Here is an 18,364-nt window from a genome sequence, read left to right on the forward strand (position 1 = left end):
CGAAATCCGCAGACTGCGGGCGTATTCTACCTGTTCTTCTATGTGGAGAATGGAGCCTCCCGAAGCCGCGGCGGCGTCACTCATTGCGTCGGTGACAGCGTTCGTCTGCTATCGGAGGATCGAAAATAACCGCCTGTACTGCTGTGCTGGGCCATAGCCGGCGATGAGTCGGCCGAGAGACACCGCCGTCAGGTGCCCGAACGGTGGTGTCACTATATTCACAAGATAAATGCCGCCTCCGCCTGATACACAGACAATGGTCCTCTCGGACGTTTTGCTTGCCCCCCTGGGACTGGCGGCTCTCCTCCTGGCGGTGCCGATAGTGGTGCTGTATCTCATCCGACCGGACCCGCAGGAACTCACGCTGCCGACGTACCAGTTTCTCGTCGCCGGAGAACGCCAGCAGTCAGCGACGCCGTTTCTCGAACGGATCTCGCGGAGCCTCCTCCTGCTGTTGCAGGTACTGGTCGTGCTGGTGCTCGCGGTCGGACTGGCGACGCCGTACGTCACCGTCTCCGAGCGGGCGACGGTCGAGGAGACGGTCATCGTCGTGGACACCAGCGCGTCCATGCAGACCGACGCCGACGGTCAGACACGCTTCCAGCGGGCCGTTGCGGCCGCCCAAGAAGAAGTAACAGGAACGACCTCCGTCGTCACGACGACCAACGGCGGCGAGGTCGTGCTCCAGCGTGGTACGCCGACGGCAGCGCAGGGGACGCTGGACGGGCTCAGCCCGACGGACGCGCCGGGAGCGCTCAGCGGCGCTATCTCGCAGGCGGCCTCGCTCGCCGGTGAGAACGCCAGAATCATCGTCCTGAGCGACTTCGCGGGCGAGGAGTGGACCACTGCAGTCACCTCAGCGCGCGGGCGCGGCCTCTCCGTCGACCTCCAGCAGTTCGACGGTGGGGGCGACGCAAACGTCGGCTTCATCAACCGCCGGTTCTCCGGCTCGGCGGTGACGCTGTCGGTGAAAAACTACGGCGACTCGACCGTCACCCGGACCGTTCGGCTCGGCAACACCCAGCGAGAACTGCAGCTCGGACCCGACGACGTTGGCTCGGTGACGATGCCGGTCCCGGCCGGCGGGAGCGAGGCCCGGCTCAGCCCGGGCGACAGTTTCGCGACTGACGACAGCGTCTACGTCGCCGCACCGGCGGACGCGGCTGTCGACGTACTGGTGCTGACAAACGACCGGAACCGGTACCTGACCACCGCGCTGTCGGTCGTCGACCGGGTGAACGTGACGGTCAGCCAGCCGCCGACGACCATTCAGAAGAACTACGACGTCATCCTGTACAGCAACGTCGACCAGAGTTCACTGTTGCCCGGCAACGTCGAAAGCGGGCGCGAACTGGTCGAAGACGGTGGCGGCGTGGCGGTACTGGCACAGGACGACCTCCCACAGCGGTACCGGGACCTCCTCCTCATCGAGCCCGGCGAGACCCGGGCGGGCGCGACAGTGGGCCAGACGGCACAGACACAGCTCACCCGCGGCATCGACTTCCAGCCACCGGACGAGTACATCTCCGGGTCGCTGCGCTCCGGGTCGGCCCAGGTGCAACTGGGGGACGGGACGCCGCTCATCGCGACCGAGGATCGGAACGGCGGCCGCGTGATGTACTACGGCTACATCGAGGACCGGTCCAGCTTCAAGTTCAACTACCAGTACCCCGTGTTCTGGAAGCGGGCGGTGTATTATCTGGCGGACAGGGAACAACTCCCGGCGCTGAACCACGAGACCGGTGAGACCGTCCGGTTCGGTAACACCACCGTCGAGGGGCCGGCCGGCCCCGTCTCCGGGAACTCGGTCCCGCTCCAGCGAGCCGGGCTCTACCGAAGCGAGAGCCGGCAAGTGAGCGCGTCGCTGCTGGACGAGGGCGAGTCAAACACCAACGTCGGAGCGCTCGACCAGCGCTCCGGGACGGCCGGGAACCTCACCCGGACCGAACAGCGGTCGGTGCCACAGCCGCTGACCGAGTACTTCGCGCTGGGCGGGCTGATACTTGCGCTGGCCGAGGTCGGCTATCTGCGCCGACGGGGTGACCTCTGATGGCGGTGTCCTACACCCTCAGGGAGGGACTCACCGTCGGTGTCGAGCACCTGTGGCCGCTGCTCGTCTTGCCGGTCGCCGTCGGCCTCCTCGCGTATCTCGTCCGGCGTGGCGACGGTGGGCCGCGGTCGGCCTCGAACCGGAGCCGCCGGCTCCTGCTTGCCAGCCGCGTGCTCATCGTCTGCCTGCTCGTCCTCGGCGCGATGGAACCGTACACCGTTCAGACCCGCGAGACGCCGGGTGAACCGGGCGTGACACTGCTGACAGACGAATCCGCGAGCATGGGTATCTATCCGAACACGACCGACGAGCTGGTACAGGATATCGAGAGCGAGGGCGTCCCGGTGACACGGGCGACCATCGGCAGCGGGTCGAACTCGCGGATCGGCGACGGCGTGGCGGCAAATCTCCAAGCAAACGGGACGGTCGTCGTCGTCTCCGACGGCCGCGTCACAGAGGGCCGGAGCCTGGCAACAGCCGCCGAGGACGCAGCCGGGCTCAACGCGACCGTCCACAGCGTCACCCCGCAGTCGCCACGCACTGAGCGAGCCGTGGCGATAGCGGGGCCGTCGACGGTGAGCCGCGGCGTCCAGTCACAGTATACCGTCTCGATGCAGGGCGTGAGCGTCCTCGAGCCCGTGCCCGTCGAAGTGACTATCGACGGTGAGAGCGTGACTGAAGGAGAACTCCGGCCGGACGGCACGCTCACCGTCGACCACACGTTCGAGGAAATCGGGTCACACCGCGTGACTGCGACGCTGTCCGGCGACGACGAGTACGCGCGAAACGACGTGTTCTACAAGAGCGTCCGCGTCGTCGAACAGCCCGACGTGCTGTACGTCTCACAGGGCGAGTATCCCCTGCGGAACTACCTCGACTCGCTGTACAACGTTTCGACGGCCTCGTCGGTCCCGGCGGACCTCGACGACTACGCCGCCGTCGTCATGCAAGACACACCGTCGGGCAATATCGGGAACGCCACCGCGCTGCAGGACTTCGTCATCAACGGCGGCGGGCTCGTCGTCGCGGGCGGTGACAACGCCTACGAGAACGGCGGCTACGAAACGTCATCAGTGGCCTCGATGCTCCCTGTCCGAGTAGGGAACGCGACGGGAGGCGAGTCGAACATCGTCATCCTCGTCGACGTGTCCGGTAGCGCCGAGGGCGGCCTCTCGATACAGAAAGCCGTCGCCCTGGACGTGCTCGACCAGCTCGGCGACGAGAACCAGGTCGGCGTCGTCGCGTTCAACCACAACGCATATCGCGTCTCGGAGATGCAAGCGCTCGGGCAGAACCGGGCGGAGACTGCCGACAAGATACGACGGCTGGAAAGCGGTGGCGCGACGGATATCGCCGTCGGGCTTCAGGGGGCCGACGAACTGCTTGGCGACCGCGAAGGGACGATCATCCTCCTCAGTGACGGCCAGGACCGGCTCGGCCCGCCGGCGGCCGTTGCCAACCAACTGGGCCGCGAAGGGACCCGCGTCGTCTCGGTCGGTGTCGGCAAGCGAGTCGGCGTCGCGACGATGCGCCAGATCGCAAGCGAGTCGGGCGGGTCGTACTTCGCCGCCGACGAGACCGAGCGGCTGCGGCTCCTCTTTGGCGGCTCCTCGCGGCGCTACCAGGGGGAGAACCTCACAATCGTCACGGAGGACACGTTCATCACCGCCGGCGTCGAGCTGACTGCGAACCCCGGCCAGGCGAACAACGTCCAGGTCAAGCCCGGGGCCGACTACCAGGTCGCCACCGCGGACGGGAAGCCGGCCATCGCCTCCTGGCGGTTCGGGCTGGGCCGCGTCGTCTCGATCACCGCCTACGACTCGGACAACACGATGGGCGGCCTGCTCGACCGGCCGGACTCGCTGGTCGTCACGAAGTCGGTCAACTACGCGGTGGGTGACCCCATGCGCACGCAGACCGGCGTCACAGCGGTCAGCGATGCTCGTGTGGGGCGTCCAACGACGCTGACCTACCAGGGCGATAGCCGCCCGGACGCGGCGAACATCTCCTTCCGCCAGATCGGCGACGGCCGGTATCGCGGCGAGTTCACGCCTCGGGAGGCGGGGTATCAGACCGCACTCGACACCGAGTACGCGGCGAACTACCCCGTTGAGTACGGAGCCTTCGGTCCGAGTGACAGCCTCGATGCGCTCGTCGAAACGACGGGCGGGCAGACCTTCAGCCCGGCCCAGGGCGAACAGATAGCCAGAGAGGCGCGCCAGAAGTCCACCCGGGTCCGGACCGTTCGGAACACCTGGGACTGGCTCGCCTTGCTCGGCGCGCTCCTGCTGTTCACCGGCGAGGTGGTCGCCCGGCGTGTTCAAGTGTACCGCGGTCGCACCTCCCTGGAGAGTGGTCTCCCGTGAGCGCAATCGGCCGCCGGATCAACCTCGGGCTCGTGGTGTTCGTCGTCCTCTCGATGGTCGGCACCGGCGGAACGACGGTGCTGTACCAGGACTCCGCGAGCGAGCTTCGCTCGCAGAATCAGGAGCTCAGACAGGAAAACGCCGAACTTCGGGGGAACCTGGACGACACCAGAAATAAACTGGAATCCACACAGACCCGTGTCGAGGAACTCCAAGAGCGACTGGAGACGCGGTCGGAGGATGTCGATCAGGTCGCGACCAACCTGAACCAGACAGAGGAGCAGTTGAACGCCACGCAGAGTCAGTTGGCAGAGACCCGGCAGTCGCTCCGCCAGAGCGAGGGCCGCGTCGATGAACTGGAGGGGACAGTCGACGACCTTCGGGACGAGCGTGACACTCTCGAGGACGAAGTCGATGACCTCGAAACGACAATCGGCGATCTGGAGGCCGAAAACGAGGAGTTAGAGGACGAACGCAACGAACTGAAGGGGCAGGTATCCGACCTGCAGGACGATATCGACAGCCTGGAATCGCGGATCGACACCCTCGAAAGCGAAATCAATGAACTCGAAAATCAGAACGAAGCGCTGAGAGACGATATCGAGACCATCTGTAACAGGATGGAGACACCGGACCCGACCTGCGAGGACTACTAATGGACGACCCCGACACAGATACCGGAGAAAACGGCGACGAAGAGCCGCCTGAAAACGGACGGGCACAGGCACGCGAACGCATGGCCGACGCCATCGCCGAGGTCAGACGCGAGGGCAAGAAGGCGGCGTTCATCTACGCCATCGTCGACGCGGTGTTGGTCTTTCTCCTGGTGAACATCTTCCTGACTGTCCTCTCGCCGACTGCACTCCCGACACAGCTGTCAGTTCCGACGGCGGTGACGGACCCGGTCGGGGCGGCTGTCGGCCGCTCGATACCTGCGCTATCGTTCCCGACGGGCGCAGTCGTCGGCATTGTCGTCGGCGCGCTCTGGTTCGTCGGCGAGTATCTGTACCGGGTCCGACAGCCACTCGTCGAGCAGTTCGAGGCGGCGAACGCGAACGTCACCGACGCGCTCCGAACGGCGCGGGACGCGGTCGAGGACGGGGCCGAAACGCGGATGGCGGCCCGGCTCTACGAAGACGTGCTTGCGAGTCTGAGACGGAGTTCGAGCGTCGCGCTCGTCGATAGCCGGCGGCTGCTCGGCACGCTTATCGTCGTTATCCTGCTGAGCTTGGCGACAGTGCAGGTGGCCGTCGTCGACATCGGCCTACTCGACCGCGACCCGGTCGAGACGGACTCGCCGAACGACCGGCCCAGCGAGTACGAGGGGCTCGAAGACGGCGACGCGATACTCGGCGACAGCGAGGACGTGCAGGCGGGCGACGAGAACCTCACCGCCGAGATTGATTCGACGGGCGGCGACGAGGAAATCGACCGGAGCCAGTCGTTCCCGTCGTCGTCGGACACCGGGGGGCCGGGAAGTGGAAGTGGCACAGTCGACAGCCAGCAGGCCGGGTTCGCCGGCCAGGAAGACGTCGAGGACGCGGACCTCATCCGCGAGTACAATCTCAGGATTCGAGAGCAAGACACGGACGACGAGGACACCGACCCATGAGCTCAGAGCACGACATCGACGAACTACAGCAGAAGATCGCGAACGCACGCGAACAGATCGGCACGCGGATCGTCGGTCAGGAGGAGGTACTGGAGCAACTGCTCATCTGTATCCTGGCCGACGGCAACGCCCTGCTCGAATCGAACCCGGGACTGGGGAAGACGACGATGGTCCGGACCGTCGCGGAGGTGACCGACCTCCAGTTCTCCCGGATTCAGAACACGCCCGACCTGATGCCCTCCGACATCACGGGGACCGAGATCATCCGCGAGACCGACAGCGGCCGCGAGTTCGTCTTCGAGAAAGGGCCGGTGTTCGCCAACGTCGTGCTGGCCGACGAGATCAACCGGGCGACGCCGAAGACACAGGCCGCCCTGCTGGAGGCGATGCAGGAGAAGCAGGTGACCGCCGCTGGCGAGACCTACGAACTGCCGCGCCCATTTTTTATCCTGGCGACCCAGAACCCCATCGACCAGTCGGGGACCTACGCGCTCCCGGAGGCCCAGACCGACCGCTTCATGCTGAAGCTGCTGGTCGACTACCCCGACTACGACGAGGAGCGGACCATCGTCGACATGTACACCGCCGGGGCAGAACAGGTCCCCGTCGAACGCTCGCTGACCCGCCCGGAGATTCAGGAGATCCAGCAACTGGTCCGCGAGATGCCCATCGCCGACGACCTGCGCGACCGGGCAGTCCAGCTCGTGCGCCGGACGCGTGAAGCCGACGACATCGAGTTCGGGGCCAGCCCACGGGCGAGCATGGCGCTCGTCCAGACGGCGAAGGCGCGGGCGTTCCTCCACGGCCGCTCGCACGTCACGGGCGAGGATATCGAGGCGCTGGCCGCGCCCGTCCTCCGGCACCGGATTATCGTGGACTTCCGGGCCGAGCGCGAGGGCCGGACGGCGGACGACCTCATCGCGGACTTGCTGGGATGAGCCACCCGACGCACGCAATCTGGCGGGCGGACCCGTGGGAGGGACAGCCGTGACTATCGAACCGGATTTTCTGGACGAACTCGGCCGGTTTACCGCCGCGCTGAACCGCCAGACGACCTCGATTCGGCAGGGCGACCAGCAGTCCCCGCGGGTCGGCGAGGGGCTCACGTTCAGCGACTATCGGCGGTACTCGCCGGGGGACGACACGCGACGAATCGACTGGAAGCTGTTCGCCCGGACGGAGGAGTACTTCATCAAGCAGTACGAGGAAGAGCGGAGCCTGACCGTCCACCTGCTCGTCGACACGAGCGCGTCGATGGACTACGGCGACGCGGCGAGTCACAAGTTCGAGTGCGCCGCCAAGCTCGGCCTCGGCTTCGCCTACCTTACAGCGGAGGAGAACAACGACTTCCGGTTCTGCACGTTTCGTGACCGGGTGAACCGCATCGACACCGGGCAGTCGAACCGCGGCGAACTCCTCTCGCTTATCGACCAATTGAACGAAATAACGCCCGACGGGACGGCCGATTTCGAATCCGCGCTGGAGGCGTACGCCGAACGCATTCGCTCGCGCTCGCTCGTCGTCGTGTTCAGCGACTGTCTGGCCGACCCCGAGGAGCTCGAGTCGGGCGTCGCCGCGCTCGCACGCAACGACGCCGACGTGTTGCTCGTCCGCGTGGTCGCCCCGGAGGAACGGGACCCCGGCGTCGTCGGTGACGTGCTGTTCGCCGACCCCGAGAGCGACGAGAAACGCCGGTCGTATTTCAGCGGCTCGCTGGCCGAAACGTACCAGTCGCGGCTCGACGCCCACATCGACTCGGTGTCAAACCGCGTTACGGCACTCGGCGCGGACCACGTACTGGTCGATACCGGCGAAGACTACTTCGACTCGTTTGCGAGCATCTGGTTACAGTAGCCAGACGGCGGCAGGGTCGGCTTACTCCGCGAGGATGTGTGCCGGCAGGTCGTCACGGATGATCGTATCGCAGTACTCACAGCGGACGCCGTCGTCGCCGACGGCGAAGCGCGAGTCGACGGGTTCGGCTTCGGTCGTGATGCAGTTGTGGTTCGGGCATTCGAGGACGCCCTCGACGACCGACGGCCGCTCGACGCGGCGCTTCTCGACGACATCGTAGTCACGGATGATGTTGATCGTCGCCGCGGGGGCGATGAGCGAGAGCACGTCGACCTCGTCCTGGGAGAGTTCGCGGCCCTCGACTTTGACGACATCTTTGTGCCCCAGACGGTCGGAAGGCATGTTCATCGCGACGGAGACGGAGTCACCGCTGGTCCCGTCGATACCCAAGATCGCGAGGACGTTCAGCGCCTGGCCGCCCGCGATGTGGTCGATGACGGTGCCGTTCTGGATCTTCGAGACGCGGAGTTGCTGGTCGTTGTCGCTCATTGGTCGCCTCCGAGCATCAGGTCGAGCAGCGCCATCCGTACGGGGACGCCGTTGTGGGCCTGTTGGAAGTACTGTGCGTGGGTGGTCTCGTCGACGTCGTGGGCGATCTCGTCGACGCGCGGGAGCGGGTGCATCACGGTCAGGTCGTCCTTGGCCGCGTCCAGCGTGTCGGCGTCGATCTGGTACTGGCCGGCGACTTCGCGGTACTCGCTCTCGTCGGGGAACCGCTCGGCCTGGATACGTGTCACGTAGAGCACGTCCAGGTCGGGGAGAATCTCGTCGAGATCGGTGTGCTCGCGGATGCCCGCGCCGGCCTCGTGGAGGTCGTACCGGACCGACCGCGGAAGCTGGAGCGACTCGGGGCTGATGAAGTGCTGCCTGGCGTCGACGGTCGTGAGCGCGTGGGCCAGCGAGTGGACCGTCCGACCGTACTTCAGGTCGCCCATGATGCCGATAGTCAGGTCCTCAAAGCCCGCGTTCTCACGGATCGTGTAGAGGTCGAGTAGCGTCTGTGTCGGGTGCTGACCGGCCCCGTCGCCGGCGTTGACGAGCGGCACGTCGACGAACTCGCTCGCCATCTTCGCGGAGCCCTCCATGGGGTGCCGGAGCACGAGCGCGTCGGTGTACCCCTCGACGACGCGGACGGTATCTGCCAGTGACTCGCCTTTCTTCACGCTGGAGGACTCGACGGAGCCCATGTCGACGATGTCGCCGCCGAGGCGTTTCATCGCCGTTGTGAAGCTCATCTTCGTCCGGGTGCTCGGCTCGAAAAAGAGGAGGCCAAGCAGCGTGTCGCTGTGCCGGTCCGCGAACGCTCCCGGGTCAGCCGCGATGTCGGCCGCGTGGTCGAGCACCGTCTCGATGTCGCCCCGCGAGAGCTGTTTCGCGCTGATGATGTGGTCGTGCCGCATTTCACTCGATACCGCGCTCCGGACGGTCTTGAATCCCCCGACACGGGAATTGAACGGTCACTTACATCGTCAGGTTCGGCTTCGGGAGCATCGGCACTGGCTTCGAAAACGGGGTCTGAAAGATCCTAGCGGCCGAAATAGAAGGACAGGAAACTAGTCAGGGATTGCTCTGCCAGACGTCGACGCGGGGCTCGGTGTATGCCTTGCCGACGATGTCGGGGAGACCGTCGCCATCGAGGTCGACGACCTTCGCTTCGTGGGTGGGGATGCCGGTTCCCAGTTCTTTCTGCTCGAAGTTCCCCGCCCCGTCGTTGTGGAACACGAACTGTCGCGGTTCGTGTCCGTCCTCTAGCCCCATTTCCGCGACGAAGATGTCGGGATTGCCGTCGCCGTCGAAGTCCGCTACGTCGAGGCTGTGCGGGTTCGAGAGGTCGTCGTGCAGCAGCGTCAGATCCCACTCGGGCGGGTCGAACACGCCCAGCCTGGCCGGGCGGTCGTCGAGATACGGTTCGTCGCCCTCGACGAGAATTATTTCCAGGTCCCCATCGCCGTCGACGTCCTCGATAGCGACGCGGGTACACTGCCAGTCCTCGGCGATGGGCTCCCGGTCCCACCCGTCGGCCGTCCGATGGAAGACGTTGGGGCCGGCGACGATTTCGACCTCGCCATCGCCGTCGACGTCCTCGACAGCGACGCCCTCGACGTCGATATCCTCGGCGACAACGTGTCGGTTCGCCACCGGCCACGGTTCACGCGTCGGGTCATCGGGGATGTCATAGTAGAACACCGTTTCGGACTCCTGAGACAGCCCGACGACCTCGTTCTGTCCGTCGCCGTCCACGTCCGCCACGGCGGTGTCGTGATACTTCTCGAAGTCGTCGGTGATGAGCCGGCGCGTCCACTGCTTTCGCGGGTTGTCCGGTATTTCGAACCACCACAGCTTGTGCTGGTGAATGTTCTGGCCGGCGACCATGTCCGGGCGGCCGTTCCCCGTTATATCGCCAAGCGAGCCACCGACGGAGAGTTCGGGTGCGCTGGCGACATCGTGGCGCTCCCAGCCGGGGTTTTCGTACCAGAACACGTTCGTCTGGAGCCAGCGGGCCAGCGGCCCCATGCCGAACACGGACAGCAAGTCGACTGACGTATCGACCAGCGGGAACTGGACCTCGTGCTCGTCGCCGAGCGCCCCGACGATGACGTCCGGTCGACCGTTCCCAGTGAGGTCGGTCGTGAGACAGAAGCTCATCGTGCTCGCCGGCGGCGAGGCTTCGATGCGCTCGTGATGTAGATTCATGTCCCAGCCGTTCGGGTGTATCGCTATTGTTATGGCTGGGCTAACATCGACCGATAGCGAGTGGCTCGGGCGGGGTACGAATGCTGTATAGCTGAAGGGCCGTGTTCGGTTTACTACCCATGTCCCCAGTAGTGGTGTCCCAGTTATTGTTACACACCAGTTATCAAGACCCATGCAGGACAGGCTCGAACGGGTCGACTGTCGGGACCATCGCCACCGAAAGCGTAGACTTGCTACGGCCAGGGGAGTGCAGGATATAACGACCGATTAAAAGTAGGCAACGGCCAACCGACGTAAGCCAGTCCCTTCGGCCCAGTTCGGTTGTCAATGTTCTCGACTCCAACACAAGGGTTCAAAACCGATAGGCGGACCATCCGCAGTATGCTCGCAATCGCTGGCGGCAAGGGTGGCTGTGGCAAAACGACCATCGCCCTCGGAGTCGGTCAGGCACTGGGGACGCCGACCAGACGGTCGCTAGTCGTGGACACCGACCGCGACATGCCGAACCTCCACCGCCGCGCTGGCGTCGATCCGACGCCCGGAATCGCTGATATCACGGTCTCGGCTGAGCCGACCACGGTTGCCAAGCGCGCCACGGCCGTCGAGAACGTCGACGTACTCCCCTGTCAGGACGCAACCGAAGCCGCTGTCGACAATGCCATCGGCACACTGCCCCAACGTGATCGCCCGGTGGTACTCGACTGTCCGGCCGGCGCTGGCCCGGACGCCGCCCGGCCACTGCGGGCGGCTGACAGGACGGTGCTCGTGAGCGCACCAACCCGCCAGAGCCTCACCGATACAGCCAAAACCGCGGCGATGGCCCGTGCGCTCGATGCACCGCCCGTGCTCACGGTCCTCGTCGGCAGCGACGGGTCCGTAGACCCATCCCGACTGCTGTCCTGCCCAGAGACGGTTCACGTTCCGTCGGTGTCGAAGCCGCTGGAATCGGACCGGGCAGCGGCAAAATACGTCGAGATAGCGAACGTTCTCGCCAAGCGGAATACTTAATCTCGTGGCTAAATAACTTCTCAGTGGTATGGCCAACCGGCTGCGAACGGGCATCGATGTCCTCGACAGAAAGCTCGATGGTGGCATCCCTGCGGGGAGTATCGTCGTGCTCTCTGCCCAGCCGGCTAGCCAGGCGGAGCTGTTCCTCTATGAACTCACCGCCACGCGCGGAACGCTGTGGCTGTCGCTCGACCGGACCGCCGAGTCGGTCATCGCGAGCATCGAGCAGACGCCGGCCAACACCGGGGACCCGACGGTGCGGCACATCTCCGGCGAAGCACCCCTCGACAACGCCGGCAAGCTCGTCTCGGCGCTGCCGGAGACCTCGAACCTCATCGTCGACCCGCTCGATGTGCTGGAAGCCCAGGAGCCACACTCGCGCTTTCGCGCGTTCATGAACGACTTGCAGAACCACATCGTCAACACCGGGAGCCTCGCTATCGTCCACTGTCTCGATGGCCGTGACGTGCCACCGCTTCGGGATACGACCGAGCACTTCGCGGACGTGGTGTTCCAGCTCAACACCACGACGACCGGTGACGAGGTGGAAAACCGCCTCGCGATTCCGAAGTTCCGCGGCGGGCGCGCCCCCACTGACATCATCAAACTCAATCTCGTCGAAGAGGTCAGCATCGACACCAGCCGCGACATCGCCTGAGACGGATTCTATTCGCGGCCGGGCTGTAGTTCTCTGTCCGTCGAGCCGAACTCCGTACCCACGAGTATCAACAGGAACAGTCCGAGACCGACGCCGACGCCGGCTGCCAGTCCAAGCCCGGCGCTGCCAGTCAGCACAACCGTGCCGACACCGAAGGCGATTCCGGGCGGGAGCGCGAGCAGTAGCGGGTACATCAGCGATACTCGCATGGGTAGTGATGACGTGTCGTGGATATAACCGTTCTCCCGTCTGTGCCGTCAGAAAGTGGCAGTCGCTACCGCTCGGAACCGCAAAAGCGCTCGCTGGCGCTTATCACTCAAGAATCGCTCGGCGTGCTCGCGGCGCAGTTACTCTTCGGCGCCCTCGATCTCTTCGACGATCTCTTCGGCGTCCACGTCAGCGTCTTCCAGCGCGTCTTCGATGTCAGCGCCGCCGGCACCGCCCATGCCACCCATCATGCCGGGCATGCCCATGCCGCCGCCACCGATTTCCTCCTGCACGATGATGCGGTCGATGTCGAGCAGCTGGGTGAGCTGCTGGGCGATCTGCTGTTTGCCCATCATCCACTGCTGGTTCATCGTCAGCTGCGGCGTCGCCTCGATGTAGAGCGTCTCCTTCTCGACTTCGACGGTTTCGTACTCGGGCTCGTCCGAGGTGTCTTCCGACTCCTCGCTGTCCTCGCTTTCGACGAGCTGTTCTTCCTCGACGGTGTCGGTCTCGAACCACACGTCGAGCTCCATGTCGAGCATCATCTGGATGATGCCCTGGGCCTTCTCCTCGCGGTCCGTGACCTCTTCGAGGATTTCGTAGTCGTACTCGACGTCCTCGCCGGCCAGCGGGTGGTTGAAGTCCACTCGCGCGCGGCCGCCGATGATGGTCTCGATGTGGCCGTGCTCGCCCTCGATGTCGACGTGCGCGCCGGGGTAGCGGTCGTCCTCCGGAATCTTGTCCTTCGAGACCGTCCGGACCTCTTCCTCGTCGTACTCGCCGAAAGCGTCGGCGGCCGCAACGGTCACGTTGCCCTCGTCGCCGACCTCCTTCCCGTAGATGTCCTGCTCGACGTCCGGGAAGATGTGGTTCTCGCCCAGCACGATGGTTCGCGGGCCGAACTCCTGCTGTTCGGTGTCGATGCCGTCGTCCTCGGCGACTTCCTCGTCAGTCGTGTCGACAAGCTGGCCGCCGTCGACGGTGCGGGCGGTGTAGGCGAGCTTGACGACATCACCTTTCTGGAGTCCCTCCGCTTGCTCTTCTTCGTCTGCGGTTTCCTCATCGACTTCAGTCTCAGACTCGTTGCTCATACCCTGTTCGTCAGTCGTGGCACTCTTAAGGACAACGTTTCCCGGTCAGTAGCAGTCGAGCAACTTCGGAAGTGGCCGACTAGTACTCGCTTTCAGCCAACAGTCGGTCGAACTTCTCGCGGTCGATGTTCCGCCCTGAAACGGGGAGGACAACCGTCTCACCCCGTACTTCGTCACCAGCCTGGAGCGCTGCAGCGACAGCCGTCGCGCAGGCCCCCTCCATGACGATGCGGTCCGTCTCAAACAGGCGTGCCACGGCGTCCGCGATGGCGTCCTCAGATACGAGACGGAAATCCGAGAGCCCCTTCTGGAGTATGCCGGTCGGGAGTGCGAACGGCACCCGGGTCGCGACGCCCTCAGCGATGGTGTCGACGCTGTCGAGGGCCTCCAACGTCTCCTCCTGCCAAGCGCGGTACACCGCGGGCGCGCCCGCGGCCTGCACACCGACGACAGCGGCGTCGGTCATCGCCCCGAGCGTGATGCAGTACCCGGCCGCGGCGGTGCCGCCGCCGACGGGACAGAACACGCGGTCGACATCGGGCCGTTCGTCGAGGATTTCGAGGCCTGCCGTGCCGACGCCGGCGAGCAACTTCGGTTCGTTGCCGGAGTGGACGTAACGCGCCTCGCGCTGGGTCGCAAGCTCCTCGATGTGTTCGCGGGCCTCGTCGTAGTCCTCGCCATACTGGATGACCTCCGCGCCGAGTTGCTCCAGCGCGTCGACCTTTCCGGCGTTGGCTTCCTCCGGGACGCCGATAGTGACGGGCACGTCGAACTCGCGGCCTGCCCAGGCGATAGACTGGCCGTGGTTCCCCGTGCTCGCGGCGAGTAGCCCGGCGTCGTGGAACTCCTCGTCGAGGGACGCGACGAGGTTCACCCCGCCGCGGACTTTGAACGCGCCGGTCGGAAGTGTGTCCTCACGCTTGAGCAGGACATCCGCGTCGAGGGCTTCGGAGAGGGCTTCGCTGCGGACTAGGGGCGTCTCCGGGAGGTGTTGTCGGATGCGTTGCCGGGCGCGCGCGACCGTTGCAACTGTCGGCGGCGTCAGGTCGTGATACGGAAAGAGGGTCGTTTCGTCCGGGGAATCGATCGGTTCGTAGCGACCGGCCATACTACTACCCGAGAGAGCGGACACAGTAAATGGCGCGGTCGACGGGAGCGTTTTTCAGCGACCCGGTCCAGCCCCACAGTATGTACGAAGTCGAGGTGAAAGTGCCAGCGGACATCGAGGCTGTCGCGGAGCGACTCGACGAACTTGGGGCCGAACAGGTCGACACGGTGATACAGACGGACACGTACTACGACGCCCCCCATCGGGATTTCGCCGAGACGGACGAGGCGTTCCGGGTCCGTCGCGAGACCAGAAAGGGGGAGACGAACGCGAAAGTCACCTACAAGGGGCCGCTCCTCGAAGCGGAGTCGAAGAGCCGAGAGGAGTTCGAAACAGGCGTCGAAGACGGCGACGACATCGACGCTATCGTCCAGCACCTCGGCTTCGAGCCCGCGGCGACCGTCCGGAAGAACCGCCGGGTGTACGAGGTCCGAGAATACGACGTCACGCTCGACGCTGTCGACGACGTCGGCGAGTTCGTCGAAGTCGAACGGGAGACCGACGGCGACATCGAACCCGTGCGAGAGGGGGCCTACGAGGTGCTTCAGGACCTCAGTCTGGACCCCAGTGACCAGCAGCGGACCTCCTATCTCGGTATGCTACTTAGCGATGCGAACGAGTAATCATTCCGCTATTATCTGTTCCCGTAAGTTATAGAACCCGGCCAGACGAAGTCGAGGCAATGACCGAGCGGAACATCCACGTCCAACCTGCAAGCGGGCTCGCCGTCGAAGATCAGGACATCGAAGTCGTAGAGCGCAAGGGTATCGGCCATCCGGACTCCATCTGCGACGGCATCGCGGAGACAGTGTCGCGTGCGCTGGCACAGACGTACATCGACCGGTTCGGCACAGTCTTGCACTACAACACCGACGAGACACAACTCGTCGCCGGCACTGCCGCCCCTGCGTACGGCGGCGGCGAAGTGCTTGAGCCGATCTACATTCTGGTCGTCGGCCGAGCGACGAAGAAGTTCGACGGCGAGCGCATCCCGGCCGAGAGTATTGCCCTCCAGGCCGCACGCGACTACCTCGACGAGCAGTTCCCCCACCTCGACCTCGGTTCCGACGTCATCGTCGACGTCCAGTTCGGCGAAGGGTCGGGCGACCTCCAGACCGTGTTCGGCGAGGAAGCAGCAATTCCGATGGCGAACGATACCAGCTACGGCGTCGGCCATGCTCCCCTGACAGAGACTGAGAAGATCGTTCTCAACACCGAGGAGACATTGACCGGCGAGTACGCCGAGTCCAACCCGGTCGTCGGCCAGGACGTGAAGGTAATGGGCAAGCGCGAGGGCGATCACATCGACGTGACCGTGGCCGTTGCGATGGTCGACGAACACGTTCCGGACCTCGACGCGTACAAAGCCGCTGTTTCGGACGTTCAAGCGTTCGTCACCGACCTCGCCGAGGAGTACACCGACCGGGACGTAACGGTTCACGTCAACACGGCTGACGACTACGACGCCGAGTCGATCTATCTCACGACGACCGGCACCAGCGCCGAGCAGGGCGATGACGGCTCCGTTGGCCGCGGGAACCGCGCGAACGGCCTCATCACGCCCAACCGCCCGATGAGCATGGAAGCGACGTCCGGGAAGAACCCCGTCAACCACATCGGGAAGATATACAATCTCCTCTCGACGGAGATCGCACAGTCCGTCGCGAGCGAGGTCGATGGCATCCGACAGGTCCAGATGCGCCTGCTCTCACAGATCGGATCACCGATCGACGAACCCCACGTCGCTGACGCGACGGTTATCACTGAGGACGGTGTCGCAGTCGGCGACGTCGAAGCGGACATCCAGGCCACAATCGACGACGAACTCGCCGACGTGACCGATATCACGCGACAGGTCATCGACGGCAACCTCTCGACGTTCTGAGGCGGCGAGGCGACACCCCTTTACTCGCCGGTAGTCAACTCGCGGGCATGCATCCACCGGACGCCGATAGCGTGCTCGTCCGCCACGGCGAACTCGGCGTCAAGAGCGATCAGGTCCGCCGGAAGATGGAGGGGCAACTGGCGGACAACCTCCGAGCGATGCTCGACGCGCGCGGCTTGTCAGGAGACATCGAACAGCGCCGGAACCGGCTGTTCGTCCACACTGACCACCCGGAGGGCGTGACCGCAGCCGCGGCCGACACGTTCGGCGTCACCTCCGCCTCGGCGGTCACGACCGTCGATCCGACGTTGTCTGCAATCAAAACGGCACTGGCCGCGACCGCACGAGAACAGCACGACGGCGGCACTTTCGCTGTCAACGCTCGCCGGGCAGGGCCAGCAGACGCACACCCCTTTTCGAGTACGGACATCGAGTCCGACGGTGGCACCGCCGTCTGGGAGGTAATCGAAGGACTGGGCGGCGAGCCTGCTGTCGACCTCGACAACCCCGATTTCGAGCTGTTCGTCGAGTGCCGGACTGACGAGGCCTACGTCTTCTGTGAGAAACGTGCGGGACCCGGTGGCCTCCCGCTCGGGACCCAGCGCCCCGTCGTCGCCCTCGTCAGCGGCGGCATCGACTCGCCCGTCGCCGCCTGGCAGGTGATGAAACGCGGCGCACCCGTGATCCCCGTTTACGTCGACCTCGGTGACTACGGCGGCCCCGACCACCGGGCGCGAGCCGTTTCGACTGTCGAGACGCTCGCTTCGTATGCACCTGGACACGACCTGTCGCTGTCCGTAATCGACGCCGGTGACGTCGTCACCGACATCTCTCAAAACCTCGGGGCGCTCCGAATGCTCGTGCTCCGCCGGTTCATGCTCGCGGCCGCCGACGCTATCGGGCAGGACCGGGACGCCGTCGGCATCGTCACCGGCGAAGCTATCGGGCAGAAATCCAGCCAGACGAGCGCGAACATCGCGGTCACGGACGCCGCGACTACGCTCCCGGTGCACCGACCGAACCTCACCGTCGACAAGTCCGAGATAACCAATCACGCGCGGACAATCGGGACCTTCGAGGACTCGACAATCGACACCGGTTGCAACCGCGTCGCCCCATCGCATCCGGAAACCAATGCATCGCTCGAAGCAGTTCGGACAGCCGAACCAGACGACCTGTTCGAGCGTGCCGAGGCCTGTGCCCGGGACCGCGTCATCGTCCCCATCGAAAGCTAAATTTCCGGGGCGGGCCAGGGTTGAGCCATGACGCAGGTCTGTCTCGTCGGGAGCGAGGACGTGAATCTCCGGTACGAACTCCTCTCTCGCGAGACCGCACGGAACGCACTCGCCACCTACGACCTGCGGGAACCGTTCGCGAATACCGTCGCCGTCGACACCGTGAGTCTCGGGGCGGCGGTGGCGCTTCTCAACGACTTGAACTGGTATCTCGTCCGCTTCGCTGACGCCGCGTTCGTTCGTGATCCATCGATCAGCGAAACGGAGTGGCTCTCCCGGGATCTCGCCGCGGCGATCCGGGACGACGACGTTGCGCCCGAAGATACCGGTCGCTTTCTCAAGGTGTACGGTATTGTCGAACCGGACGTGACCGGCGAATCTAATGCCGAAGGCTCGTCGGAAGGAGAGTCGGAGCCAACGCCGGACACACAGGCGATGGAGACCGAGCGCCCACCCGAACTTGTCGAGCCGATGCTCCTGACACGGACTGGAGACACGATTCCCGAGTACGACCTTCGAGACGTGGACGACACGCTCATCGTCAGGGTGACCGAATCGGAGTTCGGGGCCTGACTCGGGCCACACCGCGCGCGCAG

At 64.9% G+C, this 18,364-nt stretch carries 18 protein-coding genes; 12 read left to right on the forward strand and 6 right to left on the reverse strand.

All coding sequences use genetic code 11. The features are described from left to right. The first annotated feature begins 256 nt into the window (after nt 1-256). Genes ACNO8S_RS08575 through ACNO8S_RS08600 form a run of 6 tightly spaced genes read left to right on the forward strand, consistent with a single transcriptional unit; the run spans nt 257 to nt 7,882 of the window. The gene (locus ACNO8S_RS08575; protein ID WP_420181799.1) at nt 257-2,050 is read left to right on the forward strand and encodes a vWA domain-containing protein; all 1,794 of its coding nucleotides are present in this window, start codon (nt 257-259) and stop codon (nt 2,048-2,050) included. Further along, nucleotides 2,050-4,416, forward strand: a complete 2,367-nt coding sequence (locus ACNO8S_RS08580) for a VWA domain-containing protein (protein WP_014040613.1) — start codon at nt 2,050-2,052, stop codon at nt 4,414-4,416. The genes ACNO8S_RS08575 and ACNO8S_RS08580 overlap by 1 nt, the downstream gene beginning before the upstream one ends. After that, nucleotides 4,413-5,072, forward strand: a complete 660-nt coding sequence (locus tag ACNO8S_RS08585) for a chromosome partition protein (RefSeq protein ID WP_014040614.1) — start codon at nt 4,413-4,415, stop codon at nt 5,070-5,072. The genes ACNO8S_RS08580 and ACNO8S_RS08585 overlap by 4 nt, the downstream gene beginning before the upstream one ends. After that, the gene (locus tag ACNO8S_RS08590) at nt 5,072-6,028 is read left to right on the forward strand and encodes a DUF7502 family protein (RefSeq protein WP_014040615.1); all 957 of its coding nucleotides are present in this window, start codon (nt 5,072-5,074) and stop codon (nt 6,026-6,028) included. The genes ACNO8S_RS08585 and ACNO8S_RS08590 overlap by 1 nt, the downstream gene beginning before the upstream one ends. Continuing rightward, a complete protein-coding gene (locus tag ACNO8S_RS08595) occupies nt 6,025-6,966 on the forward strand; it encodes an AAA family ATPase (protein ID WP_014040616.1) in 942 nt (313 codons plus the stop codon). The genes ACNO8S_RS08590 and ACNO8S_RS08595 overlap by 4 nt, the downstream gene beginning before the upstream one ends. A gap of 49 nt (nt 6,967-7,015) precedes the next feature. Further along, nucleotides 7,016-7,882 carry a DUF58 domain-containing protein gene (locus ACNO8S_RS08600; protein ID WP_014040617.1) on the forward strand — a complete coding sequence of 289 codons (867 nt, stop codon included), beginning with the start codon at nt 7,016-7,018 and terminating at the stop codon, nt 7,880-7,882. A 21-nt stretch (nt 7,883-7,903) separates the two neighbouring features. Here the strand turns inward: ACNO8S_RS08600 and pyrI are convergent, their stop codons facing one another. The 3 genes from pyrI to ACNO8S_RS08615 all read right to left on the reverse strand — a co-directional run bounded on the left by pyrI (nt 7,904) and on the right by ACNO8S_RS08615 (nt 10,576). Further along, nucleotides 7,904-8,371, reverse strand: coding sequence for an aspartate carbamoyltransferase regulatory subunit (pyrI, locus tag ACNO8S_RS08605; protein ID WP_008308747.1), 468 nt, complete (start codon nt 8,369-8,371; stop codon nt 7,904-7,906). Then, nucleotides 8,368-9,282: an aspartate carbamoyltransferase gene (gene pyrB, locus ACNO8S_RS08610; RefSeq protein WP_008308746.1), complete on the reverse strand. Its 915-nt coding sequence runs from the start codon at nt 9,280-9,282 to the stop codon at nt 8,368-8,370. Before pyrB ends, pyrI begins: the two co-directional genes overlap by 4 nt. 157 nt (nt 9,283-9,439) lie before the next feature. Continuing rightward, nucleotides 9,440-10,576 (reverse strand): FG-GAP repeat domain-containing protein, encoded by a 1,137-nt coding sequence (locus ACNO8S_RS08615; protein WP_014040618.1) that lies wholly within the window; start codon nt 10,574-10,576, stop codon nt 9,440-9,442. A 381-nt stretch (nt 10,577-10,957) separates the two neighbouring features. Between ACNO8S_RS08615 and ACNO8S_RS08620 the strand changes: the two genes are divergently transcribed. Continuing rightward, nucleotides 10,958-11,584: a MinD/ParA family ATP-binding protein gene (locus ACNO8S_RS08620; RefSeq protein WP_014040619.1), complete on the forward strand. Its 627-nt coding sequence runs from the start codon at nt 10,958-10,960 to the stop codon at nt 11,582-11,584. Between the two features lie 28 nt (nt 11,585-11,612). Further along, on the forward strand, nt 11,613-12,242 hold the full coding sequence (locus ACNO8S_RS08625) for an RAD55 family ATPase (protein WP_004515458.1): 630 nt from the start codon (nt 11,613-11,615) through the stop codon (nt 12,240-12,242). 8 nt (nt 12,243-12,250) lie between these two features. Here ACNO8S_RS08625 and ACNO8S_RS08630 read toward each other — a convergent pair whose 3' ends face one another. The 3 genes from ACNO8S_RS08630 to ACNO8S_RS08640 all read right to left on the reverse strand — a co-directional run bounded on the left by ACNO8S_RS08630 (nt 12,251) and on the right by ACNO8S_RS08640 (nt 14,648). Further along, nucleotides 12,251-12,451, reverse strand: a complete 201-nt coding sequence (locus ACNO8S_RS08630; RefSeq protein WP_008308737.1) for a hypothetical protein — start codon at nt 12,449-12,451, stop codon at nt 12,251-12,253. Between the two features lie 138 nt (nt 12,452-12,589). Then, complete coding sequence (locus ACNO8S_RS08635; protein ID WP_050038209.1) at nt 12,590-13,540, reverse strand: FKBP-type peptidyl-prolyl cis-trans isomerase; 951 nt, start codon at nt 13,538-13,540, stop codon at nt 12,590-12,592. Between the two features lie 79 nt (nt 13,541-13,619). Next, nucleotides 13,620-14,648, reverse strand: a complete 1,029-nt coding sequence (locus tag ACNO8S_RS08640; protein ID WP_050038210.1) for a threonine ammonia-lyase — start codon at nt 14,646-14,648, stop codon at nt 13,620-13,622. 80 nt (nt 14,649-14,728) lie between these two features. Between ACNO8S_RS08640 and cyaB the strand changes: the two genes are divergently transcribed. Genes cyaB through ACNO8S_RS08660 form a run of 4 tightly spaced genes read left to right on the forward strand, consistent with a single transcriptional unit; the run spans nt 14,729 to nt 18,341 of the window. Then, nucleotides 14,729-15,271, forward strand: coding sequence for a class IV adenylate cyclase (cyaB, locus tag ACNO8S_RS08645; protein ID WP_008308731.1), 543 nt, complete (start codon nt 14,729-14,731; stop codon nt 15,269-15,271). Between the two features lie 59 nt (nt 15,272-15,330). Beyond that, a complete protein-coding gene (locus ACNO8S_RS08650) occupies nt 15,331-16,533 on the forward strand; it encodes a methionine adenosyltransferase (RefSeq protein ID WP_014040623.1) in 1,203 nt (400 codons plus the stop codon). Between the two features lie 47 nt (nt 16,534-16,580). Further along, a complete protein-coding gene (locus ACNO8S_RS08655; RefSeq protein ID WP_151103495.1) occupies nt 16,581-17,768 on the forward strand; it encodes a tRNA sulfurtransferase in 1,188 nt (395 codons plus the stop codon). A gap of 27 nt (nt 17,769-17,795) precedes the next feature. Further along, the gene (locus ACNO8S_RS08660) at nt 17,796-18,341 is read left to right on the forward strand and encodes a DUF5804 family protein (RefSeq protein ID WP_151103496.1); all 546 of its coding nucleotides are present in this window, start codon (nt 17,796-17,798) and stop codon (nt 18,339-18,341) included. Nucleotides 18,342-18,364 lie beyond the last annotated feature (23 nt).

Origin of the sequence: Haloarcula sp. KBTZ06, from assembly GCF_048595605.1 — an archaeon.
Taxonomy (GTDB): domain Archaea; phylum Halobacteriota; class Halobacteria; order Halobacteriales; family Haloarculaceae; genus Haloarcula; species Haloarcula hispanica.